The sequence below is a fragment of the Skermanella aerolata KACC 11604 genome, from assembly GCF_000936425.1.
In the GTDB taxonomy this organism is placed as follows: domain Bacteria; phylum Pseudomonadota; class Alphaproteobacteria; order Azospirillales; family Azospirillaceae; genus Skermanella; species Skermanella aerolata.
The window spans coordinates 357,983-372,115 of the sequence record NZ_AVFK01000001.1; the positions used below are offsets into that span (position 1 = coordinate 357,983).

A 14,133-nucleotide genomic window follows, 5' to 3' on the forward strand; every position below is an offset into this window, starting at 1 on the left:
CGATCGGTAAAGCCGCAATTCGCTCCGGCCGCGCTTGTAAATTGGTCCCGCCGCTGCCACACACCCATTTCTACTGACAACGGCGAGGGGCTGACGGCATGGATGCGACGATGATCGGGCTGACCGCGGTGGGTGTCGCGGTGACCGGCGAAACGCCGCGAGTCCTGGTCGTTCGTCAGGTCCCACCTACCGCGCCGGCCGGTGACCCGGTAGTCGAGGGCATGCCCGCTCCCCATCGCGACTCGCTGCCGTTCGGCCCGTTCGACCCTCAACAGCACAGAACGCTGGAAAGCGGTCTGCGCGATTGGGTGGAGCAGCAGACTGGGCTGCCTTTGCGGTACGTCGAGCAGCTCTACACCTTCGGCGATCGTTATCGCGACCATGGCGAGCTGACCGGTGGCCCCCGAGTCGTCTCGGTCGGATACTTGGCACTGGTACGGGAAGCGCCCTTGTCGGGGACCGGTGGTGCTGAGTGGCGCGACTGGTACGAGTTCCTGCCCTGGGAGGATTGGCGCGACGGCCGGCCGCCACTGGTCGACCGAGTAATCCGTCCGGCCCTCCGGCGCTGGATCGACACGTCGCGCGACGAGGCGGCCCGCGACCTGCGGACCGAGCGCGTCGGCCTCAGCTTCGGCAGCGGTGTGGAAGACACCGCCTGGGACTTCGAGCGCGCGCTGGAGCGTTACGAATTGCTGTACGAAGCGGGCCTGGTAGTCGAAGCCCAGCGCGACCGCGATGCTATTAGGGCGGCGGGCAAGGCGGACCCCATCACCCAGCGTTCGTCGGAAACGCCGAAGGCGCTCGGCAAGCCGATGGCATCGGACAACCGGCGCTTCCTGGCGGCGGCGCTGGGCCGGCTGCGCGGCAAGCTGAAATACCGCCCGCTGGTGTTCGAACTGCTGCCGCCGACCTTCACCTTGTTCCGCCTTCAGCAGGTCGTCGAGGCGCTGTCGGGCGTCGGCCTCCACAAGCAGAACTTCCGCCGGCTGGTCGCTTCCGGCGGACTGGTCGAGCCGACCGGCCAAGTGGAAACCTTGAGCCGTGGCCGCCCAGCCGAACTGTTCCGCTTCCGCCGGGAAGTCCTGCGGGAGCGAACCTCCTCCGGCGTCGGCGTTCCGGCGGTCCGCGCCGCCGACTGAACTTGCGGCGCAGGCCGCCGCCGACGATCTGCTTTGCAGATCCGGGTCCGTGTACCGGGTTCAAGGCCTTCTGACATTGCATGGCATGTGGCGCCTTGGCGCATGGCATTGCGCCTGGATTTCGGGCAATGCTTATGCTGCAATGCAACATGGCTGGTGTCGCTGATGCTGGCCGTCTCCTGGAACCAAGGCCGATCATGCGCCCATCGCCCTCGCTCTCCGACTTAGACACTTCAGTACCGGTCTTCCGGCTCATCGCAGCCGGCGTACTGCTGCTGGTCCTGTTCGTCATCGCGACCGTCGGTTCGACCGCACCGGCGGAAGAGGACCCGATGCGAGCGAGGCTTGCCGGCGTTCTGGACGCCGGCCTCCGTGACAAGCTGTCGCATTATGCGGAGACGATGGCGGAAGAACGGCCGGTGATCGAGATCGAGACCCCGGAGGGGCGCTTCAAGGCCGACAACTGTACAGGGTATGTGGCGCTGACCGGGCGCGATGCGCGCGGCCGAGGTTTGGCCGACCATCCGCTGGCGTCCCACTATCAGGAATGCTCGCTCATGCGGCTGCTCCACAATTCCAGGACGCCGGAGGAGCATATCGCACCGCAAGCTAGTCTCGCCCGCGCCGTAGCCGATCGTCTCGACCCTGCGACGCTCAATGCTCTTGCCCCGGCTTGGGGCGGCAAGACGCGCCGGCTGGCGAACGTGCCGGCAGACAGCTTCGCCGTGACCGACCACAGGATCGATGTTGCACATGGCGACGCCAGGTGGAGCCTGGATGTGGTGGCGTCGGTCGACGTTGCCGGCTCCCCTGTCGAAGATCTGGTCGTGCGTGTCGGTCGCGGCTCCGGCGCCGGCACCTTCATGGTCCTGATGACCCGTGACGACGGCGCACTGGCAGCACTTCCGCTCAACGTCTTCGTCGCGGGCGGCGGCTTGGCGATGGCTCAGGCACAAGCTCAGGGTTTCTGAAAACGGTCTTTAAAGTGGCGCGGAGAACCATGTTCTCCGCGCTTTTTCGTAGCCCTATTTATGCTTATTAAGAGTATATAGTGATATACTCGTTGCGAACATAAATAGAATGTGCTCAGGTAGAGCAGAAAGGCCTTCAGCAAAGCCCTGAAATAAGCCATCCTGGAACCAGCCAATGTCCGCAGCCGCCGATCTCGCCTATACCCCTGCCGTTGCCGAAGCGACCGCATCCATCTACGAACGGATGCGTCGGGTCGTTCCTGCGGTCGAATGGCCGTTTCATGCTCCCTTGATCCACGCGATCAACACGCTGAAAAGGGTGCGTAATGCCGTCATCCTGGCTCACAACTACCAGACGCCGGAGATCTTCCACGGCGTCGCCGACATCGTCGGCGACAGTCTGGCGCTGGCCCGGCAGGCGGCGAGCACCGATGCCGACGTGATCGTGATGGCGGGCGTTCATTTCATGGCGGAAACCGCCAAGCTGCTGAACCCGGAAAAGGTCGTGCTGATCCCGAGCCTGTCGGCGGGCTGCTCGCTGGCCGACAGCATCACAGGCGCGGACATCCGCCTGCTCAAGCAGAAGTACCCCGGCGTGCCGGTGGTGACCTATGTCAACACATCGGCCGAAGTGAAGGCGGAAACCGACATCTGCTGCACCTCCGGCAATGCGGTGCAGGTCGTGGAAAGCCTCGGCGTGGACCGCGTGCTGTTCCTGCCGGACGAATATCTGGCAAAGTACGTCGCGACCCAGACCAAGGTCGAGATCATCGCCTGGAAGGGCCACTGCGAGGTCCACGAGCGCTTCACCGGCGATCAACTCAGGGAATACCGCACACGGTTCGACGGCATCACCATCATCGCCCATCCGGAATGCCCGCCCGACGTGCTGGAGGCGTCCGACTTCGTCGGCTCTACTGCCCAGATGATCGACTACGTGGGCGACAAGCGTCCAGCCCGCGTGCTGATGGTGACCGAGTGCTCGATGAGCGACAACGTCGCGACCGGTCTGCCGGACGTCGAGTTCATCCGCCCGTGCAACCTCTGCCCGCACATGAAGCGGATCTCGCTCGCCAACATCCTGGAAAGCCTCACCACGCTGGAACCGCGCGTCGAGATCGATCCGGCCATCGCCGACCGGGCACGCCTTGCCGTCGAACGCATGATCGCCGTTGGCCGCTGAAAGGCCGCAGCCGGGAAACACACGCCATGAAGCATATCGTTGAAGGGACAGCGGGCGGAATGCCCGCCGTCCGGGATGCCGGGATCGTGGTCATAGGCTCCGGCATGGCCGGGCTGACCACTAGCCTGCGCCTGTCGCCGCGACCGGTGACCCTCCTGACCAAAACGCCGGATCTGCTCGGCGGCTCCAGCCCCTATGCTCAGGGCGGAGTGGCCGCCGCGATCGGCCCGGACGACGATCCGGGCGAACATGCCGCCGACACCGTCACGGCGGGCGCCGGGATCACCGATGCCCTGATGGCCCGCCTGCTGGCGGCGGAAGGCGCCGATCAGGTCCGTCGGCTGCTTGCCTCGGGGGCGGCTTTCGACCGCGATGCCGACGGTACGCCGATGCTTGGCCGTGAAGCGGCCCATGGGCGCGCGCGGATCGTGCATGCCGGGGGTGACGCCACCGGCCGCGTCCTGACCCACGAGTTCGCCGACCTCGTTCGCCGCACCGGTTCGATCACGGTGATGACCCAGGCCTTCGCCGTCGATCTGATCGTCCGCGACGGGCGGGTCCACGGCGTACTGGCCCGTCACGCCGAGGACGGCTGGATCTTCCATCGCGCCAGCCATGTGGTACTGGCGACCGGCGGCGTGGGAAGCGTCTTCCTCCATACCACCAATCCGGCGGAGAACACCGGGGACGGCCTCGCCATGGCGGCGCGGGCCGGAGCTGCCCTGGGCGACCTTGAGTTTGTCCAGTTCCACCCGACGGCGCTGGCGGCGGACGACGGGTCCGGCAAGCCGCTGCCGCTGCTGACGGAGGCTCTGCGCGGGGCAGGGGCCGTCATGCTCGACGGCCAGGGTCGTCGCTTCATGCCGGCCGAGCACCCGGATGCCGAACTGGCGCCGCGCGATGTCGTCGCCCGCGCCGTCTGGCGCCGGGTTGCGGCGGGAGAGCGGGTCACGCTCGACATGCGCGCCGCCCTTGCCAAAGACGCCGGGCATTTCCCGACGGTGCTGGACCTTTGCGCGCAAGCCGGCATCGACCCGACGCGCGAGCCGGTGCCGATAGCGCCCGCAGCGCACTACCATATGGGCGGCGTCGTCACCGATGCCGACGGACATACCAGCATCGACGGCTTGTGGGCCTGCGGCGAAGTCGCGAATACGGGCGTCCACGGCGCCAACCGCCTCGCCAGCAACTCGCTGCTCGAAGCGCTGGTGTTCGGCGACCGGGTCGCCCGCGCGATCGTCGTCGCGGGTGTGGGTGGCAAGCGTCCTCCCATCGCGATCCCGGCGATACCTTCCGTTCCCGCCGGCAGCGGCGAGGCCGTCGCAGCACTGCGCGGACGCGTACGGCGCGCGATGTACGATCATGTCGGGTTGTCGCGGGATGCTTCGGGGCTTGATCGGGCGCTAACGCTCCTGGCCGGGCTGGAAACCGAACGTACCGGCATGCCAGCGCAGGCGCCCGCCGCCTTCGCCGACACCGTCGCCTGGGGTGAACTGCGCAACCTCCTCCTGAGCGCCGTCCTGATTACCCGCGCCGCCTCCCAGAGGGAGGAGAGCCGGGGCGCCCATTACCGCTCCGATTTCCCCGCCGCTTCGCCAGCGTGGCAGCATCGCCGTTTCATCAGCCTGCGCGACTTCGACGCCCTGCGCGTTCCGCAGCAACCCGTAAAGGAAAGCCGCCATGCCGTACCCGCTGGTCTATGAACCGCTGGTCCGCGCCGCCCTGCTGGAAGACCTCGGCCGCGCTGGTGATCTGACGACCGACACGGTGGTCCCGGCCGACGCCACGGCGCGCGCCCGCTTCGTCGCCCGTCATCCCGGCCGGGTGGCGGGGCTGACAGTCTCGCTGTCGGCGTTCCGGCTGCTCGATCCCGGCTTGACCATCGAGACGCTGATTTCAGACGGCAGCGACGTTGCCCCCGGCGATACCCTGGCAGTGGTGTCCGGTCTTGCACGACCGATCCTGTCGGCGGAACGTACCGCGCTGAACCTGCTGGGACGCCTGTGCGGCATCGCGACCGCTACGCGCGGGATCGTTCAGGCGGTAGAAGGCTGCAAGGCACGCATCACCTGCACCCGCAAGACCACGCCCGGCCTCCGCGCGCTGGAGAAGGAGGCGGTGCGCTTCGGCGGCGGCAGCAACCACCGCTTCGGTCTGGACGACGCCGTGCTAATCAAGGACAACCACCTGATCGCCGGCGGCGGCATCCAGGCCGCCGTCGCGCGTGCCCGCGCCGGACTTGGCCACATGGTCAAGATCGAGGTGGAGGTGGACACCCTGGCCCAGCTCGAGGAGCTTATCCCGCTGGGTGTCGATGCCGTCCTGCTCGACAACATGCCGCCGGAAACGCTGGCCCGCGCCGTCAGCATGGTCGATAGCCGGATGCTGACGGAGGCTTCCGGCAACATCAGCGCCCGCACCGTCCGCGCCGTAGCGGAAACCGGTGTCGATATGATCTCCGTCGGCTGGCTGACGCACAGCGTCACCAACTTCGACGTGGGTCTGGACTTCGACTGACGCAGGAGCACCAAAATGTTGGGCCGTGGCCCAACATCACGTCATTACTTCTGCTGTTTCGCCGCCTGCGCCCGCGCGAAGGCTTCCGCCAAAGCGCCGCCCAGGGCGGGTCCCGCCGACATCACCGCCGGTTCACGCGGAGCCCGCTTTTCCCCACGGTCCTGACGGTCGCCGCGATCCGGCCGCTTGCCGCCGCCGGCATTGCCGCCGGGCGCACCTGACGCCGGGCGCCGGTCGCGCTGCTGGTCGCCGCGTCCACCCCGGTCCGAACCGCCGCCGCTGCGTTCGCCCCGCTGCTCACGCGGCTTCTGCTGCTGAGGCTGCGCCGCGGCACGCGGCTCCGGTGCGGCCGGGCGGGCCGCCTGCTCGTCCAGGCGCATGGTTAAGGCGATCCGCTTCCGCTTGAGATCGACTTCCAGCACCTTGATCTTCACCACGTCGCCCGCCTTGACCACCGTATGGGGGTCCTTGACGAACTTGTTGGCAAGCTGGGAGATGTGGACCAAACCGTCCTGGTGGACGCCGATATCGACGAAGGCGCCGAAGGCCGTGACGTTGGTCACGACGCCTTCCAGCACCATGCCGAGTTCCAGGTCTTTCAGTTCATGGACGCCGTCCTTGAACACCGCCGTCTTGAATTCGGGACGCGGGTCGCGGCCCGGCTTCTCCAGCTCCGCGATGATGTCCTGAACGGTCGGCAGGCCGAACTTGTCGTCGGTGAAATCTTCCGGGCTCAGCGAGCGCAGCAGCGGCGCGTCGCCGATGATTTCCTTCAGCGGCTTGCCGGCCTTGGCGATGATACGCTCCACCACCGGATAGGATTCCGGGTGGACGGCGGAGGCGTCCAGCGGGTCGTCGCCGTTGGCGATGCGGAGGAAGCCCGCCGCCTGCTCGAACGCCTTCGGCCCGAGCCGGGCGACCTCGTTCAACTGCTTCCGGGTGCGGAACGCGCCGTTGCGGTCGCGGAATTCCACGATGTTGCGGGCGACGCTGTCCGACAGGCCGGACACCCGCGCCAGCAGCGGCACCGATGCCGTGTTCAGATCGACGCCGACGGCGTTCACGCAGTCCTCGACCACGGCATCCAGGCTGCGCGCCAGCTTGGAGCCGCTGACGTCGTGCTGGTACTGGCCGACGCCGATTGACTTCGGCTCGATCTTGACCAGTTCGGCCAGCGGGTCCTGAAGACGCCGCGCGATCGATACGGCGCCGCGCAGTGACACGTCGAGCTGCGGGAACTCCAGCGCCGCCACTTCCGACGCCGAATAGACCGACGCGCCGGCTTCCGACACGACCAGCTTGGAGAGGTTCAGGTCAGGGTGCTGCTTGATCACGTCGTTGACCAGTTTGTCGGTTTCCCGGCTGGCCGTGCCGTTGCCGATGCTGATCAGTTCGATCTTGTGGCGGAACGCCAGGGCGGCGATAACGGCGATCGAGCCTTCCCAGTCGTTCTTCGGCTGGTGCGGATAGATCGTCGTCGTCTCGACCACCTTGCCGGTCGCATCCACGACGGCGACCTTGACGCCGGTCCGGATGCCAGGGTCGAGGCCGATGGTCGCACGTGGGCCGGCGGGAGCCGCCAGCAGCAGGTCGTGCAGGTTGCGGGCGAAGACGCGGATGGCGTCGCCCTCGGCGCGGTCGCGCAGGTCGCCCAGCAGGTCCAGCTCGACATGCAGGCCGATCTTGGTCTTCCAGGACCAGCGCACCGTTTCCAGCAGCCACTTGTCCGCCGCCCGGCCGGCATCGCGGATGCCGAGATGGTTGGCGATAATCGCTTCGCAGGGATGTTGGAGGTCGGTCGCGGGATCGCCGACCTCGATCCTGAGGTCCAGCACGCCCTGGGTGCGGCCCCGGAACATGGCGAGCGCCCGGTGCGACGGGATCTGCTTCAGCGGTTCGAAGAAGTCGAAATAGTCCGAGAACTTGGCGCCTTCGTCGCGCTTCGCCTCGACCACGGCGGAGACCACCTTGCCGTTGTCGGCGACATAGCCGCGCAGGCGGCCGACCAGTTCGGCGTCCTCGCCGAACCGCTCGACCAGGATATGGCGGGCGCCTTCCAGCGCCGACTTGACGTCGGGAACGCCCTTTTCCAGATCGACGAAGGCGACCGCCGCCGCTTCCGGAGCGACGGCCGGGTTCTCCAGCAGCCCCAGCGCCAGCGGCTCCAGACCGGCCTCGCGGGCGATCATCGCCTTGGTGCGGCGCTTGGGCTTGTAGGGCAGGTACAGGTCTTCGAGCCGCGTCTTGGTGTCGGCCGCGTCAAGCTGCGCCTTCAACTCGTCCGTCAGCTTGCCCTGTTCGGCGACACTGGACAGGATGGCGGTACGCCGCTCCTCAAGCTCCCGAAGGTAGCGCAGGCGCTCCTCCAGCGTCCGGAGCTGCGTGTCGTCCAGGCCGCCGGTGGCTTCCTTGCGGTACCGCGCGATGAACGGAACCGTCGATCCCTCATCCAGCAGGGCAATGGCTGCCTCGACCTGGTTTTGCCGGGCGGAGAGTTCGTCGGCGATACGTTTGCTGATGCTGATCATGTCGTGAAGGCACGGCTGCAGTGAAAACCGAAAGTCGGGTGGGCCACCCTATACTCCGTTGAGATGCCTGAAGGCTAGGGACCTTATCGACACAAGCCATATCGGGTTGTTGGTTAACGTGAAATTAAACACCCTCCGGCAATTCTGGGTCGCCCTCATGGAGGATCCATATGCCTGTTCCACTCATAGCGTTGACGGTTCTCTGGCTGGCGATCGGCTGCGCATTCACTTGGCAGTGCCGCTTCGCAACGGCATCGAGGGGCTGGCGGGGGCAGTTGGCTCAACTACTTGCGACTTTCGTCCTCACGGTCATCTGGCCGGTACTGGCCTGGGCCAGGGTGCTGGCACTGCTGCCGTAGCTGCACGAGCGGCCATGCGCTGCTCGGTGTAGCCTGCGGCAAACTGGCTCAGGGTCATTGAGACTGGCCCGGTTAACTAATTTTTGACACGGTTGGCGACATCATAATGTCACAGACGCACGGTGGTGCGTTTCCTCCCTGACTGAAAAACTCCGGCCTTCACGTCAGTGAAGGCTGGTTTTTTCTTGGCCCGCCGCCGTGATGGAAGACTGCCGAAATCCCCTCCCGGCGCCGGATGCCCGGACGGGATATTTGCACCAGGGGCGGCCCGGCATGTTATAAGCGGGGGAAATATCCTTATACCCGCGGTGGTTTCTCACCATGGTCCCTCAGCCGGTTCCCAACCTTGGCATTCATTAGTCTATGCATCGCGGCGATGCTGCTGCTGGCATTCGCCGGCATGGCGAGGCAGTGGCTGCCTCGCGCCCATGAAGTCGTGCATGGCGGCATGGCCATCGTCTGCGGCGGTGCCGCGCTGGCCGTACTGGTTCGCCTAGCGATGGGCGAGACGGGTATCGATACGCTGGCGCTGCCGGTCGGGCTGCCTTGGCTGCACGCCAATCTGCGGCTGGACGCCTTGTCCGCCGTGTTCCTGCTGGCGGTCAATTTGGCGGCGTGCCTCGCCGCCGTCTTCGGCTGGAGCTATGCGCGGCACGACGACGAGCCGGGCAGGGTGCTGCCGGTCTTCCCGCTCTTCATCGCGGCGATGAACCTCGTGCTCGTCGCCGACGACGCTTTCGTCTTCCTAGCGGCGTGGGAGTTCATGTCGCTCACTTCTTGGCTGCTGGTGCTTTCGACCCATCGGGAGGACGAGACGCCGCGCGCGGCGCATGTCTACTTCGTCATGGCAAGCTTCGGCACGGCCTGCCTGCTGCTCTGCTTCGGCATGCTGGCCGGCACCACGGGGGACTACAGCTTCGCCGGCATCCGGGCGCAGCCTCAGGATGTAGTATCGGCCAGCATAGCGGCTCTGCTGGTGCTTCTGGGAGCGGGGTCGAAGGCAGGTCTGGTGCCCCTTCATGTCTGGCTTCCGCTGGCCCATCCCGCCGCACCCAGCCATGTCTCCGCCCTGATGAGCGGGGTCATGACCAAGGTTGCCATCTATGGCCTGATCCGCGTCCTGTTCGATCTGGTCGGCCAGCCGCTCTGGTGGTGGGGAAGCATCCTCGCGGTGATCGGCGCCGTGACTGCCGTCGTCGGCGTGCTCTATGCCCTGATGCAGGACGACGTGAAGAAACTGCTGGCCTACTCGACGGTCGAGAATATCGGCGTGATCGCTATCGGGCTGGGGCTGGCGCTGGTGTTCAAGGCATCGGGCGTACCGGCCCTGGCGGCTCTCGGCATGACGGCCGCCATGCTCCACGTCCTCAATCACAGCCTGTTTAAGAGCATCCTCTTCTTCACGTCGGGCGCCATCCTGACCGCCACGGGGGAGCGTAAATTAGATCGGCTGGGTGGGCTCATCCACAAGATGCCCAAGACGGCGCTGTTCTGCCTGATCGGTTCGGCCGCGATCTCCGCCCTGCCGCCGCTCAACGGCTTCGTGGCGGAGTGGATGCTGTTCCAGGCCGTCCTGAACGGCCCATTGCTCGAGCAGTGGGAGCTGAAGATCGGATTCGCCGTGATCGGGGCGCTGCTGGCGCTGTCGGCCGCCCTTGCCGCCGCCTGCTTCGTCCGCTTCTACGGCATCGTCTTCCTGGGCCGCCCGCGCTCGCCTGGCGCGGAAAAAGCGCGGGAGGTCGATCCGGTGATGCTGACCGCCATCGGGGTGCCGGCCTTCCTGTGCATCGTCGTCGGCGTACTGCCGACCTTGGTCATCCAGATGATCGAGCCTGTCAACCGCCTCGTCGTGGGAGAGGGCCTGCTCGATGCCGGCGGCCATGGCGGCTGGGTCTGGCTGGCGCCCGCCAGCGCGTTCGGCAACAGCTACAGCGGCCTCATGATGTTCCTAACGATCATGATCCTGACGATCCTGGCCGTCTTCATGATCCACCGCTACGCGTCCAACCGGGTGCGGCGCTCGATCGCCTGGGGCTGCGGCTTCACCGATCCCGCTCCCCTCGGCCAGTATTCCGCCGACAGCTTTTCCCAGCCGCTGAGGCGGGTCTTCGCCGGGCACCTGTTCCGGACCCGCGAGCGGGTCGACATGCCGGCACCGGGGGAAACGCGGCCTGCCCGCTTCACGTTGGAATCGCGCGATCCCGCCTGGGACTGGCTGTTCACCCCGATCACCCGCGTTGTCGGCTGGATTTCCGAGCGGGTCGATGCGCTCCAGTTCCTCACCATTCGCAGCTACCTGTCGCTGATGTTCTTTGCCCTGGTAGCGCTTCTTGTCATGGTGGCGGTGTCGCAATGATGGTCGTCCAGGCCCTACTCGCGGGCGTCTTCCAAGTCGTCCAGATGGCGCTGCTGCTTCTGCTGGCTCCGGGTTTGACGGGATTGGTCCGTGTCATCAAGGCGCGGCTGCTCGGACGGCGCGGGCCGCCGCTGGTCCAGCCCTACCTTGATCTGCTCCGGCTGCTGAAGAAGGAAGTGGTGCTGGCCGAGAACGCCTCCTGGCTGTTCCGGACGACGCCCTATCTGGTGTTCACCGCGATCTGGCTGGCGGCGGCCCTGGTGCCGACGTTCTCCACGGCACTGGCGCTGACTGCTACCGCCGACCTGATAGCACTGGTGGCCTTGCTGGCCAGCGCCCGCTTCTTCCTGGCGCTTGCCGGGATGGACGTAGGGACCAGCTTCGGCGGATTGGGATCTTCGCGGGAGATGATGATCGCGACGCTGGCGGAACCGGCCATGCTGATGGTGATTTTCTCGGTCGCGATCCTGGTGCGGACGACCTCGCTGTCGCTGATCGTCGATTTCATGCTGAGCGGCGGCGTAGGCCTGCGGGTGTCGCTGGCGCTGGCGCTGATCTCGCTCCTGATGGTCGCCATCGCGGAGAACGGCCGCGTGCCGATCGACAACCCGGCCACCCACCTCGAACTCACCATGGTCCACGAGGCCATGGTGCTGGAGTATTCCGGACGGCATCTGGCCCTGATCGAAGCGGCCGGCATGATGAAGCTGGTGCTCTACATGGCGCTGATCGCCTGCATCTTCCTGCCCTGGGGGATCGCCGCTCCCAATGACGGTCCGGTCGAGTTGCTGATCGGCCTGGTGACCTTCGTGCTCAAGCTCGTCGCCGGGGCCGTGCTGCTCGCGATGTTCGAAACCGGGATCGCCAAGATGCGCGTATTCCGTTACGGCGAGTTCCTGGGCGGCGCCCTGCTGCTGAGCCTGCTCGGCGCGATCTTCCTTTATGTCTCGACGGGATTGTAGGCGCCGGTCATGCCCAGCATTCACTACGACATCGCCCATCTGCTCGGAGCCCTTGTTCTGCTGCTCAGCTTCGCCCTGCTGTACCAGCGGCGTCTGTTCGCGCTGATCAAGATGTTCGCGATCCAGTCGGCGGCACTAGGCGCGGCTGCGGCGTGGCAGGGCTATATCCAGGATGCGCCGCACCTCTATGTCACCGCCGTGCTGGCACTCGGCATGAAGGCCGTCGTCATTCCGGTGGCGCTGCACAGGATCATCGTCAAGCTGAACATCGCGCGCACGATCGATACCGCGCTCGGTGTCGGCCCGACCATGATCGCGGGCGTCAGTCTGGTGACGCTGTCGATCCTGCTGGTGCTGCCGGTCACATCAGACGTCACGGCGCTGACGCGCGAGGATCTGGCGTTGGCCCTTTCGGTCGTGCTGCTGGGCCTGCTGACCATGATCACCCGGCGCAACGCCATTGGTCAGGTCGTGGGCTTCATGTCGCTGGAGAACGGGCTGATCCTGGCTGCCGTCGGCGTCCAGGGCATGCCGCTGATCGTCGAGATGCTGGTCGCCTTCGCCGTCATGGTCGCCTTCATCATCTTCGGCATCTTCTTCTTCCACATCCGGGAACGGTTCGACACCCTCGACCTGCACGACCTGGACAGCTTCCGCGGGGAAAGCCGGTGATCTTCCTTCCGGTCAACCCGGTCCACATCATCCTGGCGCTGCCCTTCCTGTCGGCATTGGGGCTGGCCGTCGTCGGGCCGCATCGGCTGGCGACGCGGCTCAACGCACTGGCCTCCGGCCTGACGCTGGTGGCGGCCTCCACCCTGCTGAGCGGCTTTCCGGAAACGACGGCGCTGTTCCTGGTGGACGACTTCAACGCCTATCTGGCGCTGCTGACGGCCTTCGTCGGATTCACGACCTCGCTGTTCAGCGCTGGCTATATCGAGCACGAGGTCGAGACGGGGCGGCTGAAGCCACCCTTTCTGCGCTTCTACCATTCCATGTACCAGGCCTTCATGTTCACCATGCTGCTGGCGCTGTTCGCCAACAACTTAGGGGTCCTGTGGGTCGCGGTGGAGGGCGCCACGCTGACCACCGTCCTGATGGTCAGCCTCTACCGGACGCCGGCGGCGCTGGAAGCGGCCTGGAAGTACTTCATCCTGTGCGGCGTCGGCATCGCGCTTGCTCTATTCGGCACGATCCTGATCTATCTGGCCGCCCAGCCCGTGATGGGCGGCGGGACGACGGCGATGACGTGGTCCGACATGATGGGCCGGATGAACCGCGTCAGCCCGGAACTGCTGAACCTTGCATTCGTGTTCATCCTGATCGGCTACGGAACCAAGGTCGGGCTGGTGCCGCTGCATGCGTGGCTGCCCGATGCCCATGCCGAAGGCCCGACGCCGATTTCGGCCGTGCTGTCCGGCCTGCTGCTCAACGTGGCGCTCTATGCGGTGCTGCGCTTCAAGATGCTGATGACGGCCAATGGGCAAACGATGGCGCCGGGGCCTCTGATGATCCTGCTGGGGCTGCTGTCGCTGCTGGTGGCGGCCTTCACGCTGTACCGCCGGCGCGATATCAAGCGCCTGTTCGCCTACAGCTCGATCGAGCATATGGGGATAATCACCTTCGCCTTCGGCATGGGCGGTCCCGTCGCCAACTTCGCGGGACTGCTCCACATGTCGATGCACAGCCTGACGAAGTCGGCGATCTTCGTCGCGGTCGGGCTGGCGACCCAGGTCAAGGGAACGCAGCAGATCTCCGAGATCAGGGGCCTGACCACGAGCCACCCCGCCATCGGCTGGGGACTGGTCGTCGGCGTCCTCGCCATTGCCGGGGCTCCGCCGTTCGGCATCTTCCTGAGCGAGTTCCTGCTGGTGACGTCGACTTTCGCCAGCAACCCATTGCTGGCGCTGCCGCTGATCGCCGGCATCGTGATCGCGTTCGGCGCCCTGATCCTGCGGCTTCAATCGCTGGCCTTCGGCGCGCCGAGCGGATCCGTCGAGCCCGTCGCGACCAGCACCTTCCCGCTGGTCCTCCACATGATCATCGTCCTGGTCGCTGGCGTTTGGCTGCCGGAGCCGCTGGTTGCTTGGTTCCAGTCCATTGCAAGACTTCTCGGCTGAG

General features: G+C 66.1%; 11 protein-coding genes. 10 read left to right on the forward strand and 1 reads right to left on the reverse strand.

What is annotated here, in order from left to right; translation table 11 throughout:
* Positions 1–98: 98 nt before the first annotated feature.
* From N826_RS01595 to nadC, 5 genes are all read left to right on the forward strand, one after another.
* Entirely contained in the window at positions 99–1,139 is a 1,041-nt protein-coding gene (locus N826_RS01595; protein ID WP_244619390.1) for an NUDIX hydrolase, read from the forward strand.
* Between the two features lie 197 nt (positions 1,140–1,336).
* A complete protein-coding gene (locus N826_RS01600) occupies positions 1,337–2,110 on the forward strand; it encodes a hypothetical protein (RefSeq protein ID WP_044425550.1) in 774 nt (257 codons plus the stop codon).
* A 175-nt stretch (positions 2,111–2,285) separates the two neighbouring features.
* Positions 2,286–3,293, forward strand: a complete 1,008-nt coding sequence (nadA, locus tag N826_RS01605) for a quinolinate synthase NadA (RefSeq protein ID WP_044425551.1) — start codon at positions 2,286–2,288, stop codon at positions 3,291–3,293.
* A gap of 26 nt (positions 3,294–3,319) precedes the next feature.
* Positions 3,320–4,996, forward strand: coding sequence for an L-aspartate oxidase (locus N826_RS01610; RefSeq protein ID WP_244619389.1), 1,677 nt, complete (start codon positions 3,320–3,322; stop codon positions 4,994–4,996).
* The gene (gene nadC, locus N826_RS01615) at positions 4,974–5,810 is read left to right on the forward strand and encodes a carboxylating nicotinate-nucleotide diphosphorylase (protein WP_044425552.1); all 837 of its coding nucleotides are present in this window, start codon (positions 4,974–4,976) and stop codon (positions 5,808–5,810) included. The genes N826_RS01610 and nadC overlap by 23 nt, the downstream gene beginning before the upstream one ends.
* Positions 5,811–5,854: 44 nt before the next feature.
* Here nadC and N826_RS01620 read toward each other — a convergent pair whose 3' ends face one another.
* Positions 5,855–8,338: a Tex family protein gene (locus N826_RS01620; RefSeq protein ID WP_044425553.1), complete on the reverse strand. Its 2,484-nt coding sequence runs from the start codon at positions 8,336–8,338 to the stop codon at positions 5,855–5,857.
* 170 nt (positions 8,339–8,508) lie between these two features.
* Here N826_RS01620 and N826_RS01625 point away from each other — a divergent pair, with 170 nt between their 5' ends.
* From N826_RS01625 to N826_RS01645, 5 genes are all read left to right on the forward strand, one after another.
* Positions 8,509–8,697, forward strand: a complete 189-nt coding sequence (locus N826_RS01625; protein ID WP_044425554.1) for a hypothetical protein — start codon at positions 8,509–8,511, stop codon at positions 8,695–8,697.
* Between the two features lie 346 nt (positions 8,698–9,043).
* Positions 9,044–11,053, forward strand: a complete 2,010-nt coding sequence (gene hyfB, locus N826_RS01630; protein ID WP_244619388.1) for a hydrogenase 4 subunit B — start codon at positions 9,044–9,046, stop codon at positions 11,051–11,053.
* Positions 11,050–12,015, forward strand: a complete 966-nt coding sequence (locus N826_RS01635; RefSeq protein ID WP_044425556.1) for a respiratory chain complex I subunit 1 family protein — start codon at positions 11,050–11,052, stop codon at positions 12,013–12,015. Before hyfB ends, N826_RS01635 begins: the two co-directional genes overlap by 4 nt.
* 9 nt (positions 12,016–12,024) lie before the next feature.
* On the forward strand, positions 12,025–12,687 hold the full coding sequence (locus N826_RS01640; protein WP_044425557.1) for a hydrogenase-4 component E: 663 nt from the start codon (positions 12,025–12,027) through the stop codon (positions 12,685–12,687).
* Positions 12,684–14,132 carry a hydrogenase 4 subunit F gene (locus tag N826_RS01645; protein WP_044425558.1) on the forward strand — a complete coding sequence of 483 codons (1,449 nt, stop codon included), beginning with the start codon at positions 12,684–12,686 and terminating at the stop codon, positions 14,130–14,132. The genes N826_RS01640 and N826_RS01645 overlap by 4 nt, the downstream gene beginning before the upstream one ends.
* Position 14,133 lies beyond the last annotated feature (1 nt).